This is a genomic window from Blautia sp. LMAG:89 (assembly GCF_008679485.1).
Classification (GTDB): domain Bacteria; phylum Bacillota; class Clostridia; order Lachnospirales; family Lachnospiraceae; genus Blautia_A; species Blautia_A fusiformis.
Map to the genome: position 1 here is coordinate 237,544 of NZ_NANC01000012.1, position 18,850 is coordinate 256,393.

The 18,850-nt window shown below is 37.9% G+C and carries 17 protein-coding genes; all 17 read right to left on the minus strand.

Features of this window, described 5'->3' with window-relative positions; translation table 11 throughout:
• Positions 1-10: 10 nt before the first annotated feature.
• The 17 genes from CCC70_RS14320 to CCC70_RS14400 all read right to left on the minus strand — a co-directional run bounded on the left by CCC70_RS14320 (position 11) and on the right by CCC70_RS14400 (position 18,835).
• Positions 11-370 (minus strand): Asp23/Gls24 family envelope stress response protein, encoded by a 360-nt coding sequence (locus tag CCC70_RS14320; RefSeq protein ID WP_015524900.1) that lies wholly within the window; start codon positions 368-370, stop codon positions 11-13.
• 798 nt (positions 371-1,168) lie between these two features.
• Positions 1,169-1,600: a flavodoxin family protein gene (locus CCC70_RS14325; RefSeq protein WP_287085123.1), complete on the minus strand. Its 432-nt coding sequence runs from the start codon at positions 1,598-1,600 to the stop codon at positions 1,169-1,171.
• Positions 1,597-1,971, minus strand: coding sequence for an MmcQ/YjbR family DNA-binding protein (locus CCC70_RS14330; protein WP_114002952.1), 375 nt, complete (start codon positions 1,969-1,971; stop codon positions 1,597-1,599). The genes CCC70_RS14325 and CCC70_RS14330 overlap by 4 nt, the downstream gene beginning before the upstream one ends.
• A gap of 401 nt (positions 1,972-2,372) precedes the next feature.
• Positions 2,373-3,905, minus strand: a complete 1,533-nt coding sequence (locus CCC70_RS14335) for a caspase family protein (RefSeq protein WP_287085124.1) — start codon at positions 3,903-3,905, stop codon at positions 2,373-2,375.
• Between the two features lie 60 nt (positions 3,906-3,965).
• Complete coding sequence (locus tag CCC70_RS14340) at positions 3,966-4,202, minus strand: hypothetical protein (protein WP_287085125.1); 237 nt, start codon at positions 4,200-4,202, stop codon at positions 3,966-3,968.
• A 13-nt stretch (positions 4,203-4,215) separates the two neighbouring features.
• Positions 4,216-4,698 carry a hypothetical protein gene (locus tag CCC70_RS14345; protein ID WP_287085126.1) on the minus strand — a complete coding sequence of 161 codons (483 nt, stop codon included), beginning with the start codon at positions 4,696-4,698 and terminating at the stop codon, positions 4,216-4,218.
• Positions 4,699-4,729: 31 nt separating this feature from the next.
• Positions 4,730-5,221 carry a hypothetical protein gene (locus CCC70_RS14350; protein ID WP_287085127.1) on the minus strand — a complete coding sequence of 164 codons (492 nt, stop codon included), beginning with the start codon at positions 5,219-5,221 and terminating at the stop codon, positions 4,730-4,732.
• Between the two features lie 14 nt (positions 5,222-5,235).
• Complete coding sequence (locus CCC70_RS14355; protein WP_287085128.1) at positions 5,236-6,069, minus strand: PP2C family serine/threonine-protein phosphatase; 834 nt, start codon at positions 6,067-6,069, stop codon at positions 5,236-5,238.
• 16 nt (positions 6,070-6,085) lie between these two features.
• Entirely contained in the window at positions 6,086-6,886 is an 801-nt protein-coding gene (locus CCC70_RS14360) for a vWA domain-containing protein (protein ID WP_287085129.1), read from the minus strand.
• A gap of 42 nt (positions 6,887-6,928) precedes the next feature.
• Positions 6,929-8,227 carry a serine/threonine-protein kinase gene (locus CCC70_RS14365; protein ID WP_287085130.1) on the minus strand — a complete coding sequence of 433 codons (1,299 nt, stop codon included), beginning with the start codon at positions 8,225-8,227 and terminating at the stop codon, positions 6,929-6,931.
• Positions 8,227-8,736, minus strand: coding sequence for a hypothetical protein (locus tag CCC70_RS14370; RefSeq protein ID WP_270389674.1), 510 nt, complete (start codon positions 8,734-8,736; stop codon positions 8,227-8,229). Before CCC70_RS14370 ends, CCC70_RS14365 begins: the two co-directional genes overlap by 1 nt.
• 81 nt (positions 8,737-8,817) lie before the next feature.
• Positions 8,818-9,885: a leucine-rich repeat domain-containing protein gene (locus CCC70_RS14375; RefSeq protein ID WP_287085131.1), complete on the minus strand. Its 1,068-nt coding sequence runs from the start codon at positions 9,883-9,885 to the stop codon at positions 8,818-8,820.
• 65 nt (positions 9,886-9,950) lie between these two features.
• Positions 9,951-12,017 carry a protease Lon-related BREX system protein BrxL gene (brxL, locus tag CCC70_RS14380; RefSeq protein WP_287085132.1) on the minus strand — a complete coding sequence of 689 codons (2,067 nt, stop codon included), beginning with the start codon at positions 12,015-12,017 and terminating at the stop codon, positions 9,951-9,953.
• Positions 12,018-12,053: 36 nt separating this feature from the next.
• Positions 12,054-14,006, minus strand: coding sequence for a hypothetical protein (locus CCC70_RS14385; protein ID WP_287085133.1), 1,953 nt, complete (start codon positions 14,004-14,006; stop codon positions 12,054-12,056).
• A gap of 19 nt (positions 14,007-14,025) precedes the next feature.
• A complete protein-coding gene (pglZ, locus tag CCC70_RS14390; protein WP_287085134.1) occupies positions 14,026-16,572 on the minus strand; it encodes a BREX-1 system phosphatase PglZ type A in 2,547 nt (848 codons plus the stop codon).
• Between the two features lie 246 nt (positions 16,573-16,818).
• Positions 16,819-17,562: a retron system putative HNH endonuclease gene (locus CCC70_RS14395; RefSeq protein WP_287085135.1), complete on the minus strand. Its 744-nt coding sequence runs from the start codon at positions 17,560-17,562 to the stop codon at positions 16,819-16,821.
• A 1-nt stretch (position 17,563) separates the two neighbouring features.
• The gene (locus CCC70_RS14400; protein WP_287085136.1) at positions 17,564-18,835 is read right to left on the minus strand and encodes an AAA family ATPase; all 1,272 of its coding nucleotides are present in this window, start codon (positions 18,833-18,835) and stop codon (positions 17,564-17,566) included.
• Positions 18,836-18,850 lie beyond the last annotated feature (15 nt).

The window sequence follows — 18,850 nt, forward strand, 5'->3', positions numbered from 1 at the left end:
TCCTCTAAAACTAATCTATTGCACGTACGCCCTCAACCATAATGTTGATCTTTTCAATCTCCATTCCTGTAAAGGCTTCGACTTTATATTTTACATTGTTGACAAGATTGTCCGCAATAGTACTGATATTCACGCCATATGCTACGATGACATGAAAATTCAGCCGAATCTTGTTATCATCCGTGATCTTAACACTGATACCATGTTTCAGGCTGTCAATACGCAAAAGCTTGACCAGGCCATCCTTCATACTGATAGCTGCCATTCCGATGATACCAAAACACTCTACCGCCACACTGCCGGCATAAGTCGCAATGACATCCGTATCAATTACGATCTGACCCAATCCGGAATCTATACGTCCATTCATATGGTTACCTCCATTGTTTCATTCAGATTAAATTATATAAAACCATTATAACCTTTTTTTTATAATTACGCAATGATAGAGTTCAACTTGTTTTATCTTATAGAAAAAATCCTTTATTTTCAATGGTTTCCAGTGCTTTTGTATACGGCAACTCTTCGTCTGATTGCGTCTGTTTTCTTTTATTTGTCACAAAAATTGTCAAAATAAAAAGCCATAATACCGGGTGATTTTCTATATTTCAAATCGTTCTAACCTATGCTATACTAAAAGAGCTGTCGAACCTCCAGCAGAAAGGAGGTGGCCACGATGGAAGAAATTCTCACCTCATTCCTTGTCTCCGTTGTAGCAGGCGTAGTTAGCTACTACATATGCAAACGGCTGGACGGTAGACGATAGGCAGCAACAGCCTAAACGGAATAACTCACCGTAACGAGCAAGAAAGCCCCCAGAGCTGCAACTCTGGGGGCTTTCACTTTGCCACTTGGAATCTCACCACATTCCTTAGCTGTTATTATCATATGCTATTACCGGAAAAAAGTCAACTCAAAACGTCACGAAACCATATCTCTGAACATATCTCTGAATCAATCACATATCCAGAAATGGCTTAAAATCAACACTTTCCAGACTTCACGGTATGAATATATTGCTTTTTTTATGATTACGCAATGATAGAATCCAACTTGTTTTATCTTATAGAAAATTAAGCTCATCCACTCTATTGAAGGGAAACCCCGAATTACGATGGAGCATACTGGCCGATACTATGAAGCCGGTTTTTCCTTTTCGTTTATCTACTTATAATCCTTTTACAAACTCAACTGCATTTTTTATATCTTCTTCATCTGGATGCCCTTTTGCAATTCCACCAACCAGTTTAAATGGACCAAATGTGTCATAACCTTTGCACCCGAATTTTCCTATCACTTTAGAACGCTTCTTATCCAAAATCTGCTCTATGGATTTATAATTGGCACTTCCACCATAAGTACAGATCAGAAATACCTTTTTGTCATCCGGTAGATTCTTCTCTGCAAATCCCAATATCGACTGATAAAATTTTGAAAAATATATTCCTGATGCAAACCCAATCATATCATAACTGCTCAGATCTGCATCTGGTTGTTTTACAGCATCAATCAAATCGACCTGGCACGTTTCTGCTATGCCCTTTACTAATTTTTCTGTATTTCCATGATGTACCGATGCATATACGATTGCTTTTCTCATTTGTTTTCCTTTCTGCCTGCGCCATCAATCAGGTCATAACTCATGTCCAAAAAGTCCAGTATCTTTGCTTTACTGACCGAACCATCCAGTAAAATCGTGATCCAGTGCTGCTTGTTCATATGGTATCCAGGTAAAAATCCATGAGTCTGAATAATCAAATTCGTCATGTCCGGATCACACTTTACATCCATGATATCAACCGACTCTTTTCCTTCTAATCCCAGTTTTGATTTTTCGACAGTCATGATCACTGCATACCATTTTCCGTTTTTATGTCGGAGTACTGCACTGTCTGGCGATGTGCTCCATAAATATTCTGGGACTGTCCCGTACTGTTTCTGCACATATTTAAAGATTTCTTCCGTCTTCACAATCTATTCAACTCCTGACGTTTCTGATATCCTACCCATAATCATACCATATTTTCGGATTCCGAACTACCTGCTAAATTCTTTTGTATTTTTCCGGTTTTCCTGACTTTAATTAATGGAAGGGTAAAACAACTATGACAGGAGGTAAAGATACACTTCCGGAAAATCCCAAGCTCTAATAAAATCCAGAAGAAGCAGATTGAAAATGTTGAATCTAAACAGGCTGCTACCATCCGGGAAAAACAGGATTTGCAAAAAACAGAAGTTGCTAAATATCATTTAACAAAATTTTTTCTGTGTTACTGAATACTTCGCAAACACAACTTGCATCCCTAGGAAAAGAAGAAATTTTATAAAGGGCGAGGTGTCATCTTAACACATCTCTCGCTCTTTCATTACTCCTATATTTCACTCAATAATTCTGTTTCTTTCTGTTTCACTAGTTCAATCTCTTGCTGATATCGTTTTAGTGATGCTTTCATGAGATGATTTCTATTCTCTTGACTCCAAGTATCCATTGTTTTTTGTCCATAAAACAATGTAAAATCATGAATAGTAGCTGCTATTTGTTGAATCGATTCTGACCAGGAATTACATTTCAGCGGTGTACTTGGAAGGTCTGTAATTTTAAAATATAAAGATGTTATTTGTCTGTTAAACATTTGTACATTATCGACTAATTGGTTCTCTGAAATAGTATCATTAGAATATTCTCTATATTGGGCAATGAATTGATTGGCGCAATCTATTATTTCATTTAAATATTGTTTTGCTTGTTTAATGTATTCTTCTTGTGTTACAGTCTGCTGATTTAACATCCTCAATGCATTATAAGAAATCTGTCTTTCTACAAATATCCCATCTATTATTTCGGAATTTTTTCCGTTTCCATACCAATGCTTTTTATCCATTGTATCATCAACCCAAATAGTAATCCAAGCAAAATTACACTTTACCATATCCTGTTCATCATATCCCATATGACAACGTATCATATTAGCTGGCAAACCATTTAATCGCTGTTCTTGTGCCGCATTTTTATAAACATTCGAATATTTTATATCATCAACAATGCTTTTCACTATTCTTACAATATCAGATTCTGCAAAATGATATTTCAAAATAACCTTAGCGGTATATTGTTTTTGTAAAGATTGATGAAATGGCACAACCTCATATATAATATATTCATCAGTATCTTTATATATATTTTGCTTTTCATATGGCGTATACTTCTGAATCGGAAAATAAATAGTTCCTGTTATATTAGCTCTGAACACAGGATGCTGAATATTATCGCCTTTTTGATTCCATATATCTGTCATTCGAATAATAAGTTCGTTTATTTCTTCAAGGGATTTTTTTCCCTTTTTTATTATAAAATCCGCAGTTAATGCATTGCATAAAAAATGTGTATACAAGCTTATTTTATTTTCCGGTGGATAAAAAGCCGAGTTCTCGCTTGCTCCACAAGAAGCCATAACTGCATATCCTGCTCCTGCAAACTCTTCAACCAATTCACTAATTCCTAATGTTTCAACTTTAGGAATCATAAAATCACCTGAGCGGCAGCTATCCAAAATGATAATTTTGTTTTTTGCTTTTATCGCATTCACCAACTCAATCACTTCTTGTACACGTATATTAGTTTCACTGAGTGCAAGTGTTCCATTATTACCATGACCAGAAAAGTAAAAAATATACGTATCATCCGCTTCTACCAACATCGATGCTATTTTCAATTCATCAGCAAGCTCATTTATATTAACCGTACCAGAACTTCCCAAAGTTCTAATATCCCGTTGGGATACGCATAATCCATTTACCAATGCATCCTTCACTGCTATTATATCGTTTTTACAAGCTTCTAAATTTGGTGTTCTTGGGTTATCATAATTACTTACTCCTACCAGTGTAGCTTTTACTGTTCCCATTCTATCCTCGCCTGACTTTTTAAATAATCATACAGTTGTTCATTATTTTCTTTAATATTCTCAATGCCAGCCAGTAGCCTTGCCAATCTCATCCGCACAGATAAATCCAAGTATTGCTGCGAGATATTCCATCCTATGATTCACAATGCCGACCACACACAAAACCATAATTGCTCTATTTCCAACCCATATGCCATTCGGTCCGTAATTATGGTTTTTTCTGAATTTGAAAAGCATATATTGAATCAGCAAAGTACATAAGAAAAATCCAATTCCATAAATCGTTAATTCCAGCATATCTTTAACCTCTTCAAGATATTTCTATACAATATATTCCAAGTTCCTTGTTGGAGCATGTTCTTATTCCAACACTACTTCTTCCCTGCTCATATAATTTCTGTACAATGTGATCAGCTACTTTCTTCTCTATGGCAACTTTATTTAGTCTGCCTTCTGCACGAAATTCATATATCCGTTCATTCTTTTCAATTAACCTGTCTATATATGCCATAAGTCGGTGTCTCATCTGAAAAGAACAACCTTTCTGCACATAATAATTTGCTTTTTTGCTTCTGCATACTGGCAAGCTACTATCTGCTTTGTGATCCCGATTCATTAATTCATCTGTCAGATTAAAATAATCATATATGGACTGCTTATTCTGCCCTGTTGCACCTATATCCCAAGTAACATCTAACTGATACGGTTCTCCACCAATATCCACAATATTCCATGCATGTGGCACGCACTGTCCGCTTTTTATTGAATCACCGGTTACAACGATACACTTCACATCGACTGCATTTAAAAGAACTTTTACTGCTTTAGCAATCCGCTTTATGGTGTGCAAAAACACCGAGAATATTGTGTGAGGCAATCACTCTGGACACTTTATCCGTATCAGCTCCTTCATAATCATATTCAATGTTCTGGCAAATCCAGTCGTGCACCCGAAGTTCTTTTTCGTAATCATTACATTCCAGCAAATGCAGCTGCCCTGCCAGTTCATTCACTACTTTTTCAATTTTACGATTATATTCTTTTACCTTCTCTTTCGTAAAAAAATACTGCGGACATATCGCAAGACGTCCAAACATATCACTGGCAGTGCTACAAGCGGACTGATTCAAGAAATAAATCAATGGATTATCCCTCGTCATTGCCATGAATATACGCTCAAAACTCTCCTGGCTGAATTCTCCACGCACCGAAATTGGAATAATCTCCTGATGTGACATTACACCTTTGTAAAATGCCTTATAGATCGCCTGCTCTTGTTTATTCAGTTGATGATAATAATAGCGGTCTACAATCATTTCCTGTGACTCCCTTACTCTCCTGTAAAATACACCATCACTACCGTAATATCATCTCCACACCCAAGTTCACTGGTCTCTGTCAGCCAGTTCTTCAGATTTGCCTGTACTGTCTCATCTCCATGCTCTTGAATCATCTGCAGATAATCCTTACATGTCTTCTGGTACTCTTCATCAGAAGTATAACTGTTTGCAAATCCATCTGTAGAAAGGATATACATATATGGCTCTTCACTTTCCATTTCCCGTCTTCGCACCGATGCCACGGCTTTTCTCCATGCATCCGGTTTTGAAAGGGAATGTGTTTCTGTTCCAAGGAATTTCTCCGGTTCTACCAGTGGTTCGACTTCTTCTTTTGTCACAACACTGATATCTCCATCTCCGATCTGGAAGGAAAATACAAAGCTGTCTGTCACTAACATTCCCAGCAGCGTCGTTCCATACAATGAAAATACAGACGGCCACTTGATATTTCCATCTTCATCGGTCATTCCCTCTACTTTATTTTTATAAAAAGACTGTTTCACCCTTGCCTGCCACTCTTCACATACATCCTGAGCAAACCGCATATCACCTTCCCTGTTAAGGAACGTGATCAGATTAGAAATCCCTGTCTCATCTTCGCTATAAATTTTCAGATAGTTCTTCATCACTTCATAAAAAGAATTCACAGCAATCATAGAACCTCTGTCACTTCTGGGACATTTGGAACTTCCATGTCCGTCTGCAACTGCAATGATCGCAATCTTATCTGATATTTCTACGATTCGTTTATTATCCTGGCAAGGCATTTGGTTTCTTACGTGAGTCGCACCCTTGACGATTTCGTCACATATATATCGTTTCATCCGACTCCTCCTCTTCTTACCAGACAGCTCCTTCATCAAAATCATCTGGATTTGGAATATTACTCATATCAAGTACCAGTGGTGCCCCATTGTTTGCCGGTGCAAACGGATCATCTGCCGGTGCAGATGCTACGGAAGCTCCTGATGCAGCTGCAGGCGTGGATACGGATGCTGCAGGTGTAGATGCTGCAACCGAATTCATTGGCTTACTTGATGGTGCGGATACCATAGAAGCTGTGGTAGATGCCCATTTAATCATCTTTGCAAGTGCTGTTGCATTATTCGCCTGCAGAACAAGCTCTTTATTTCCAGTAAACTCAATCAGTACTTCATCATCTGCATCCTGTCCAATGGAGATTGCAATCTTCACTGCTTTTCGAAACCATGGCAGTTTTTTCAGTTTCTCCATGCTCTTTTTATAATCATCTGTCGGCTGTCCATCTGAAAGAAGTACAATCACCGGCGGTAATGCTCTCTCCGGCATTGGTGGAATACTTAACTGTGCAGCCAAAAGATCAAATGCTTTTCCAAGTTCTGTCAGTCCATTGGCATCCATATCTCCCCATCCATAATCCTCTACTGGCACCGGACTGGATGTAATCCAGCTTGCTCCAGATGAAAACTGTAACGCACGGATCAGAAGCTGTGCATTTGGATTATTGTCCGCTGCTGAGCGCATTTCCGGTATGCACTCCTGAATCGTGTTATTTACGATTCCAATCTTCTCTCCATACATAGATCCGGAACAATCTACTACCCAAAAGAAATGAATCGGTCTTGTTGCTAACTCTCCACCTGGTCTTTGTAATACTTCCATGGTAAATCCCTCCCACATGTGTTTTTATTATTTTCTCAATCCTTATTTGAACTCCCCTGTTGATTCAGGGAATAAAATCTTTACACCTTTTGCAATTCCAGCTGTCTTTCCTGGAGCAACTGGTATCTGTGTGCCATCTGCTTTCTGATACGTCCAGTTCACCTTGTCCTCATTCCGGATTCCCCAGAGTGCTGGGTTCTTTGGATTCTGAACGACAGAACCTACTACGGTATCCATATCAAAATCATCGTAAACATGATGATGTAACAGCTTTGTATTCTGATTTAACAGCACTCGGTTCTTTCCAATGATAATCTTATTTGGTACTTGTACTGTCTTTCCGCAGTTCCAACAGGTATGTGCCACACCCTTTGCTTCCAGATCCTCATCATAAAAAAGCTGTGCGCCGCAGGAACATTGTAACATTCCGCTCATCATGTTAGAGAATAACGTCATCCATTCCGGTTCCGTAATACGTTTGCTTGGTTCGTTCAGTCCAACTGTAAATGCTTTAGTAGACATCTGTCGCAGTTTTTCCGGATACAATGGCCAGTAAATCATTGCATTATCATGGATTCCTTTCACCGGTCTGTTCGTCTTATTATTCGGATCAAAGATAAATACCGGATCTGTGCCATACAACTTCACTCTGGCTGCCATATCCATGCAACGGATACTTGCTTCCAGCTTTCCTTCCAGTGGATGATTTACCATAAAAAGATAGAACAGTAGCACGGAAAGTGAATATCGGTCTGTATCTTTGGATGGTCGTTTTTCTCCTCTTACAATCTCCGGTGCCATAAATCCCGGTGTGCCAAGGACTCCACCTGGCTTACTGTTATCAAAGGATACGTTGTCATTATCACAAATCAGTACATCTCCATTATCCGGATTAAAGAATAAGTTTCCGAAAGAAATATCCTGGTACTTGGCTCCCATAGCGTGCAGTTTTTGATAGCCTCTGGTCAAATTAAAAGCAGTTCTGCACAGGGTATAAAAAGACGGATTCACACGTTTCTTCATCAGATCTACGATACTCTTATAATTTTTCGGTCGAAGAGGCATGATATAACCATACAGATCACTTTTCGCTGGTACAATCAGTTCCATAGGCCAGAGAAAGCTTTCATCTGGTGAACCTTTTGCAATGATTGTTTCCAGAATCTTTTTCTGACGCTCTGTGGCACTGCCCTTAAAGTACCATTTCAGTGCATAATGATTGCCGCTACATTTCACATCATAGACTTCTCCCTGCCCACCGGCTCCCAGGAGACTGACTACCTCATATTTGTTTCCACTCTCTGAAGTGAGAATTGTTCCATTTTTTAATTGTCCTTCCATTATGGTATCTGCCTCCTTTGTTTGATCAACTGCAATACCTGATTTACTACACTTCCATCCGCCACGATCATGCAATAGGATTTATTTCCAAACTGCATCTCGCAGGCATTGCTGTATGGAGTAATTGCGGTCAGATAACGATAGGTCTTGTCAAATCCCCATTCCGTTGCCTGAAACACAATCCTCTGATTCGTTATGTATAAGATTCCCCGGTGCTGTACAAGTTCTGTATGCTCTACCGTTCTTCCTCTTCCGGAACTCCATCTGGTTCCCTCAAATAATCCTGGGGTACTTCCACCCACATGACGGAACTCTTTCACTGTTTTCTGCTCCATATTGATTGCCTTATCAATAAAATGAATCTTTTCTCCACGTTTCAGGAACAGTTTGTCTGTGTTTAAAATTGGAAGTCTGCCAGCAATGATCTCCTGTCTCGCTGCATCCGGCAAAATCGTTGTCACCGTAGGAATCTGGTTCCGATTTCCAAATAGTGCATCAAAAAGTCCCATCCTCTCACCTCTTTACTCAGTCAATATACCGTAAATCTTCTCTTTCGTTGTCGCATAGCAGGCGACAATCTGAAACTTATGCTATACCAGCTGATATTTAAATTTGTTCTTTCTTGCATATTCTTCTGCATAAGACTCAAAAGAACATTGAATAATAAACTGCTTGTCTGTATTGGTAAATGCGTCCTGCCCGATCTGCTTTACACTGTCCGGAATCACAATAAAATCCAAAGAACTGCAGCCGAAAAATGCACGTTCACCGATGGCTTCCAGTTTTTCATGTAATTCCACTTTTTTAAGATTTATACAGCCTTCAAACATATGATTCGGGATTCTTCCTATATTCTCTGGAATCGTCACATGCTCCATTGACTGACAATCTGCCAGCAGTCTATCACCTAACCAGAACACACTCTTAGGAATCTCGATTGTTCGCAAGCCAGTCCCTTTCAATGCACCGGCTCCGATTGTCTTCAATGCCATCGGCAATGAGATTGATTTAAGACTACTGCAGTTTTCAAAAGCTGAATCCTCAATTTCTTCGATACTGATCGGCAATACCACCTGATGCAATTTGTTACATCCTGAGAAAGCATTTCGTCCAATATACGCTATTCCTTCTGTCAGAATGGCTTCTTCGGTCGGAGAATTGCTGAAGCTGTCATCTGCGATCTCCACTACCGGTGTGTTCCCGGATCTGTTCTGGAAAATAATCGTTTTGTTCTTATCTCCACGGAATCCAGTCACCGCAAGACCTTTTCCTCTGTGGCTTTTCTCATATGTAAAAAGATCTCCATAAGATCTGCCAGAAGATGACCGTTCTCCCTGAATCGCCGGGCCGCTTCCCTGCTTCTGAATGGAAATATCGCAGGCTTTTCCAAGAACTTTTCCTCCATAGCAAGAACACCATACCGATACAATCCAGTCTGCATTGACACGGCTCATACCAAAATCGTCCATAAGCTGCTTCACGTAACGGAAAGCAAAGGTATTATTGATATGGGATGCGTTCTGGATATCCTGAGCAATTCCCATGTTATATGCCATCAACAGTAAATTGACATTCTTCGCCTGATCTGGAAATAAGTCTTTTACCAATGCAGTAAATTTCTTTCTATCGTCCAGAGATGCCTGGTGTCTCGTAAGCATCTCTTCAAAATCCTGTTCAAAAATAACTCATCACCTTCTTGTCTGCTATTGTGCTGTGTCAAATCTTATTCCACACCAAGTGCTTTAAATACTGCTTCTTCTGCGGAAGAATAGAAGATCAGGCTAAATGCACCAACCAAATCTGATGGTACAGTTCCCAGATCTCCTGCAGAAGTAATTGGCAGTAACACCTTCTTCGCTCCACTGTCCAGACATACTTGCAGAGTACTTGCTAGCTCATCTACCTTGATCAGAGTACCTCCAATACTGATTTCACCAAGAATTGCAAGACTGTTAAGTGGTGTCTTTCCAAGTGCTGCGGAACAAATCGCAATCAATGTCGGCAATGCCAGATTTCCAGTCATTCCAATGCCCTGCATATCCTGATAGTTAATGATATAGTCCTTTGTAGTGGTACTAATCTGACCGGAAATACGGTTTCCATTTGCTTTCAGGTAATTAAACGCTGTATTTGTTGCTTCTTTCGGCTCTTTTCCTGATCCAATACCAGTACAGGTCAGCTTTCCATTACCAGGCATCATCTGTGTTTCCAGCATATAGCAACCAATCATACCCGTCTTTGATTTTGAAACAGTATAAACTGCTCCTGGTTTTCCTATGCCTTCCGGGATCAGCTTGCCGCCGCCCTGCTCTGGAACTGAAACATAATGCTCTTCAAAGCTGTCATTGTCTGTATAAGAGAAATTCACATCATAGAACTCCATGCCGCCGATCTTTTTTAACTGCTCTTTGACTCTGCGACGAAGTTCCAGTGAAATCTCCACAATCTCACGTAATTCTTCTTTTGTTACTTCTCCATCCGGATACAACAGTTTTGTAAATCCGGAAATCATCTTGCGGACTGCAATGGTATCACGCTGATTCAGGTTGTTTCCAAGACGGAAATACTTGTCCATCAGATCACTGTAGCTGTCCTTACGAAGTTCACGCATAAACTCTGACAGATAATCTGTGATAAATCCATAATCGTTGGTAAAAGAAGCCGGTCTATATTTCGGAATCTCCCAGCCAGGAATATAACAATGCATACGATCCAGGAATGCTGTATCTGTTCCCATTTCTGGTGGGAATGGATCAAATAAGCTGGAAGTCTTTAAAAGAGTATCTACGCTCTGATTGATATTTCCTACAAATACCATAGAAGCCTTTGCCTGAATCTCTGCTTTTCCTCGTGAAAATGCTCCGGATGCCATATATCCTTTCATGATCTGGATACCGTCTTTGTCTTTAAACTTGATACCAGCAACCTCATCAAAAGCCACACAGTCCCACATACCTACAAGACCTACTGTATGATTGGACATGTTATAAAAGAGGTTTGCTACGGTTGTCTGTCCTCCGGCAACTAGAATACTGTTCGGAGAAATCTGCTCATATATGTAAGATTTACCAGTAGAACGTGGTCCCAATTCACAAAGATTGAAGTTATTCTCTACAAGTGGAATCATACGTGCAATTAAAAGCCATTTTGCTCTCTCACTGAAACTTTCCGGCTCCAAACCTGTAGAGCGAAGCAGGATATCCATCCATTCCTCTTTTGTAAATGCTTTTCTTCCATTTCTCACTTCATCCATATCTACATGTGGCATCTGAATTGGTGTCAACTTACGGATACGGATTGGCTGCGTATTCTTCTTATCTTCCTCAATAAACTCATATTCCATCTGCAGGATACACCAGATACCACCACAGAGCAGACGGTCATAATCCTTTACATAATCCGGGTGAATCGGAATTCCTTTTACACCCAGATTGGAGAAAGTCGCTTCATAACGATCTTCTTTCGTATTCAACACAACCGTAATACGGTCAATCACGGTATAACTGCCTCTTTCACGCAAAAGAGAGAGAATCTTCTGTGCCTCATCCGGACGCACATAATTATCTCTCAAAATACGCTTTACATTCTCTACACCTTCTTCAATAATCTCCTCATCGTCGGAATTACAGTATTGTCCAAGGAGATATTCCAGTACATAAACCGGAACATTGGCTCCCTCACGGATGGACTTGGTTAAATCCTTCCGGACAATACGACCGTCATAGTATTGACGGAGTTTTTGCTTTATTTCTTCTCTTTTATCATCTATTTCTAAAAACGAATCTTCCATAACTTTGGTACCTCCACGTTGAAAATTACATAAGTTTTATTTTTCTTCTTCAAACAATTTCAAATACTCGCTTTTCTTCTTTTCTATAACACGAGTTTCTTGATGATTAGCAATTTTAACTAATACTCTATCTATAAATTGTTCTCTTGCCTTACATATATCATATAGAGATAGAACAGCAATTCCTATAACAATTACAAAAAATATATTCCACTTGAAATCACCCCAGGTTTTTATTGTTGCACATAGACATCCTACAAATATCAATGCAGCAATTATTTTACATCCATTTCTTAACCGTCTAAGCCATTTTTGTTTAGCATTTTTTCCTGCCTTAAGAGCGCTTAACTGGGCATTTTCATATAGTTTTTGCTTTTCTTCTGCCTTTTCAAGTTCTTTTTCTTGCTTATAATTTACTATAATGCTATCATCATATTTTTGTTTGATTTCCATTATAGTATTTTCATTGGTTAGGTTCTCATCTCCAAATGTTTCTTTCCACAATTCTCTATGTACGTAATGGCTTGTTCTAAGTGCAGTAACCTCTTCTGAAGTCACTTTCCCCTCCAACTTCATTTGTTCTAACACTTCTGATAGCTTATTAAGTAATTCCGGCATAGGTTGTAATGCCGCATATGCGTTATTTAACAACTGTTTTTCTGGCAAATCAGTACTTGTCCCATTTTTTACCCAAAGCATGGCCGATAATTCTGCTGAAGTAAGCACTAATGGAAAAGCTTTTTTATTAACATTTCTTTTATAATAATAATTAACTGAATTCGCTAAATCGAAATTATTTGTCACAAATATTGCTCTTGCATTTTCAATATTTTCACACACATAATTATTACGTAATCTATGTATTGCAAGTATTGAATCTACATCTCTTTCGATATTTTCTTGCTTGTAACTTTTAGCACGTTTACGTATACTTGCTATTAGTTCTTTTTCATCCAGTACTTCACTTTCATCCACTGTTCCATTTTCTTTAACTGTATACTCTGGGATATTTTTTTCAATAATCTGAAATGTATTTTTTAATTGACTTTTCCAATTATCTTTTAAACGTTCTACACCACTGACAGTATATTTTTTTCTGTCTAATCCCTCCAAAGTTCTTCCTGTATATTTGCCTGATCTCAGCGAGTGTTGATAAGCTGATAAAATATTTTTCATTTCAGTTTCAGCATGATAAAAAAAACAAAAATTAGCTTTTTGTTTTTTTAATTGTTCATGCAATAAATTAGCAGCCTTTTTCTCTTCTTCTGATTGATAGCCCAATAAGTTTAAAAGAATTGGGGTATCATAATAGAAATCTACATTTCGATAATTTGCAGATAGTAAATTTCCATTTTCAGGTTGCAAATATACTACTGTCTTTAAAAAATACCCTTTTACTAAATCCAGAATGTCTCTATATTCTATTGTATTATCTTTTTTATTATCAAATATGTATCTACCAATATAGTAATCTATTTCATGCTCTTTAGGTGATAATTCTATTTGCTGTTCTAATCTATCTATCCCTACAAACAATCCATATCTAGAGAAAAAATCCTGTAGACGTAGAATGCTCTCCTCTGATGTATAATTCTGTTTCCATCGTGTACAATGATTTCTTAAATAAAATGCTAATTTATCGCCAATTTTATTCACTCTATCATCGCATTCTTTACATCTTTTATCGAAATTATCAGCAAATTCACCGAGGTCTTTTATTAAAAAATATTTTTTTCGTTCTCTCTTTATACATTTTTTAGGATTTCTATTCAATATTTTTTTTATAACCGACTCTGGAATATCTTTATAACCATAAAAAGCCCCCATACTTTGCACAATATAATCGATTTTTATTTCTCCACCAATAGATGTTTTTTGTGCTATGGAATACAATATAAATGGGGTTATTAAATCAAGTAAATCATTCCTTTTTTCTTCCCACATGGTTTCCATCATAACAGCACTCGTTGTAAGAATAATGTTATTCATTTTCCATATTTCTCCTTAGTTAAAATCCAAAATCATCCACAAATGCAATATCAATCATAAACTCATACCGCTGCAGAATATTCTTCTCATCATTCGCATCTGCCAGTACCAAATAATACTTATCACCATACTTATATTCTCTGGACTTCAATGTAAACTTTTCATGGAACGTTCTCTTCTCTGGTGCATCTTCCCGGCTGTTCGCAACAATCGGCACATCAAAGGAAATCTTTTCTCCATCTTCTGTAGTAAAATAAGCCACCAAACTTCTTGCTTTCATAGTATCAGTTACTTTCTCTGTCTGGATAAAATCAAAGTAAGTAATCAGATTTGTCACTTTTCGGTTCACGGAAGTAAGAATCACATCTACATAATCGTAAGCAACCGCTCTGGTATTTGTTGTCAACTCAATTACCGGAATTATCATCTCCTGAAGAGAAGAACCACCATGCACATAGTTCTGTCCACCACCGGCCACTTTGAATATGTCTGCTCCAATCGGCGTTGTCACATATAAATTGTTCATATATGCCATCAATCTGGACTTCATTCCCGGTTCGTTTACCTTCTGTGTTGTAAGTAGGAACCGTTTATTGGAATATGTACAGATTTCCCGGTCATAGGATACCTTATCAAATTCATGCAACTTATCTCTTTTATACAGAAAACCATGATCTGCTGTGACAAAGAATTTCGGTGCTGATATATAGCTGGTCAGTTTCTTGATCAGCTTATGAATTTCTTCAATTGCTTCTGAACACGCTGTAAATACTTCACTTTCACTGGCAGGCTTATCCCCACGAGCATCCACCTGATTGTGATAAATGTATACGATATTCTTCTTCTGCAGCAATTCACGAATTTTCTCTTTATTAGCACTTGCCACTTCATCAAAAGCTAATGCTACATTATTTTCATTCTGTACCTTTAAAATCTTGTCTCTGGATGTCAGATCACCGCAACTCTGTCCGTCTACTGTGACATTCAACTTATCATCTACCTGCAATTCCTTATGCGGCAAAAGACTTGCCATGCCCACTGATGTTACAGACGGCAGTCCACTGATCATACACTCCAATTTCGGTGTACACTTTTCATCCAGTTCCAGTCGTTCCATCAATTCCTTTGCACATTCATATCGGAATGCATCAGAAATAATAACGATGACACGATTCTTTCCTTCATAAGCTTTCAGATAATTGCGATAAAAGTCTTCCTGACGTTTTAATCCAGTATCTGCCATTAAATTCTCCGTCAGCTCCTGATTCCACTTCGGTGTTACTTTCTGCAGATAGGTAAAAGAATACATATTCTCAATCCGTTCTCTTACCTGTGAAAATCTCTCTGTTTCTTCTATACAGTCATAGGCACTGTAAAACCATCTATAATAAGAATCAACCAAATATGTCTGTTTCTGATAATCAGCTACCATAGCCTTAATATCACTGGTCACTTCCAGAACGGAGATTGCTTTCATCATCTGGTAAGCGTATTTGATTGCCTGATATTCGTTTTTATATACATTTCCAAAATGGCAGGACTTTGCTGTTCGCTGCTCTGCGATCTGAGCAAGGTTCATGCCATCAATCTGAGCATCCAGAATCTCATCATTCAACTGATCCAGTGCCCAGTCAATTAAGATATTATCCAATCCTCTGAACGCATCACAATTTGCAATATCCAGAAGCTGTGCAGACTGATCTTTTGATTTGTCAGCATCTTTTTTCAGTTCATCCCGGATTCTGCTCACTACCCGTAACGTCTTGTCCACTTTTTCTGATAATGCATCATACGCATCTTGATAAAGCACATTGTCCATCAAATTCCGGACAAATACTACAACATCATTCTTCTTTTTTAACACATAAGATTTCAAAACAACTGGCCATGTATCTTTCAACGCTACTGATGCATAAGTCAATAACATACATGCTGCCAGATCATCTACGTTCGGATTTTCAGACTGATATCCGAAATACTTCTCACATAACTCCCAAAACTTATCTAAAAGTCCGTTATCCTCCAAGGCTTTCATGTATGCTTCGTTATCATTTAATAATAACTGTCTTGTAATCTCTTCAAAATTCGGGGTCTTTACATCTGTAAGCACAGCAATAAGACCAATATCAATGGTTTCCACATTGAAATGGTCTATGCCAAGTTCTTTAAACTTCTCAATACGATCTTTGTTCTTCCAGAAGTTACTATACTGCGCCAGATGTTCTTTAAATCGATTATCAATTCCTATTTCCTGTGACATCTGGGATATCCGGTCCGTGTAATAGGTCACCGAGTAATAATACATATCTGCTAATGGATTTTCTGCATCACTTGGTTTTGGAAACGGTGCATATACAAGATACTTGTTTTCTGTATCTGACTCATTCAATAACCATTTGGAATAGAACCAGCTCGTACCATCCAGAATATGTAATTTTGCATTATCCAACTGTAGCTCAGATACTTCGTCTTCATATTCTCCTTTATCATCAAACCAGAATATAATCCGGGTATCTTCTTTAGAAAATTCATTGTTTAGTTGTTCTTGTATATTTTGTAAATCCATCTTTGCCACCTTTAAGTTTGTTTGTGCCTGATTTCTGCACAGTTTATGATATCTTTAATTTGCTCTCAATCCAGAAAATGACGATCCACAATACGAAGTTGAATTTCTTTCCTGTACAAGACTTGCATACTCTATTTTCCCAATATTCTCTCCACATCCAGAGATGTTCTTGTAGCCGCAATATCTGGATCAGTTATCAAACACTTTTGTGTTCGATAATCGGTAATGTGATTCCTAAATCATATATTACATACCTCTGCAAATCAGTGAATTGTAATGTTTTCTGAAATAATAAAGCTGAACACCAACAAACTCTTCTCTTTCTTCTCTATTGTATAACTCATCCATTATCTTTTTAAGCGTTGCTGATGTACATTTTCCTTTTGTATTCAATCTTTTCATCATTCTTTTTGCTCTGCCATAGGCATCTTTTCTCCCCTTCAACAATTCTGTAGACGTATCTCTTACTGTTCCATCCTTTTTCTGAATGCCATTCAGTAGCAGAGTTTCATTTATATCTTTTTCCATCTCATCATCTCTAGGCTTCGTGTAAATTTTTCCTTCTGAATCATATGCAATCTTATCCATCTGAGACTTATTAAACGGATTAATCGTTATTTCTGTTTCTTTTTTATGTGCATCACAACAAAGAATATGTTCCTTCTTTCCTGTAACTTTCTCACCACCATCACATACTCCAAGCATATTATTATAATCAATTGCCATTTCTTTATTTTTGCTCAATGGTACAAGATGCTCCACTCTAGAATGATTGTCCATACGGATACGTTTCATACAATAAGCGCAAATTCCATGTTGTTCGTGAAGCAAAATTTCTTTCACCTCGTTCTTTGGAAAATCATTGTCGAAAACATTACGGATTGCTGCTGTATCATCCTCACTCACGTTTTTCCATTTTTCGCTTTTGCTCAATTCTATAATTTTTCGGTTTACATCATTGGGTAAGCCTTCTTTTTCTATATACAGCATATCAGCACTCCTCTATCAATTTTGCATCCGAAATCATTCCTGCCATCTTCTTGTACTCTGAATTATCATCCCCTAGCACCTCTTTCAATCTTTCCAATGAGTCTTCTGCTTTATCAAAGTTGGTATCATCGATTGCATTATCTATCTCATCAACTAACATCTTTACTTTCTTTGGTCTTGATACACTCTCCTGACGAAAACGCAACACATCCTCTACTTCATATCCATAGCAATCCGGTAAGTAGCTTACCGTCCCGTTACCATCCAAAAGAATTAGATTTGCATCTTTTGATGCAGAAATTACAATTGGTGAATGCGTTGCAATGATAAATTGAACACCTGCAAATGTTTTTTGCAATGCATCAATTACATTCCACTGCCACTTTGGATGAAGGTGCAAATCAATTTCATCTATAAGCACAATGCCCATAATCTGGTCCCTGCTTTCGAGTTCTGGATTAAGCATACATACCCGATACGCCAGATCCATAACCATCCACAATAGAGACTGATAACCAGCACTCAACTTTGAAATTGGCATCTCCGTCTTATTGTCCTTATAAACCAATTCTGTAAACTGCGGCGAGTAATAAATTGAAGGAACCTCGGTCAGTTCATTAATTTCCTTCATAAACGAAGCCACTATATTTTTAAACATTTCATATTCTCGCACTGTTCTTTTATTTGAACGCACTACTTCCTGTTTTAGACACCACTGTTGAATAGATTTTACATCCATTGAAGAATCCAAACATCCGATATACCCACATCGTCTATCATCCAATTTCTTCTTTAATTCTGTTCCAAAATCTCCTCTTCTTACTCTCCATGCCCTGGCAGCACTTTGAAAACTAATCAACGGCAATATAGTATCTGAATTATTTGTAAGTTTCTTCATCCATACACACACGTTTTTATCGTCAATCTTGGTATGGGTAGCAGATACTTCTTCCTTGATTCTGTTCCATGCAAAATCCTGTTTTTCAGTTACGTGAAGCGTACAGCCAGCTGACACTGGTTCATAATATTCAATCGTTGTTGAAGAATCTCCAATGGGTTTTATACTCATACGTACATCATCTTTTACAATATTCTTAGTACTAACACCTGCTACGTTAACAAAAAAGCCTCCAAGAGCTACCGCAATACCCTCTAGAACAGAAGTTTTTCCTGCTCCATTATCACCAATAATCAGATTCACTCCTGGTTTTAAATCAACATCCAATTTTTCAATTGCTTTATAATTCTCTATATGAATCTTTTCTAAATACATTTTTCTCACCATCCT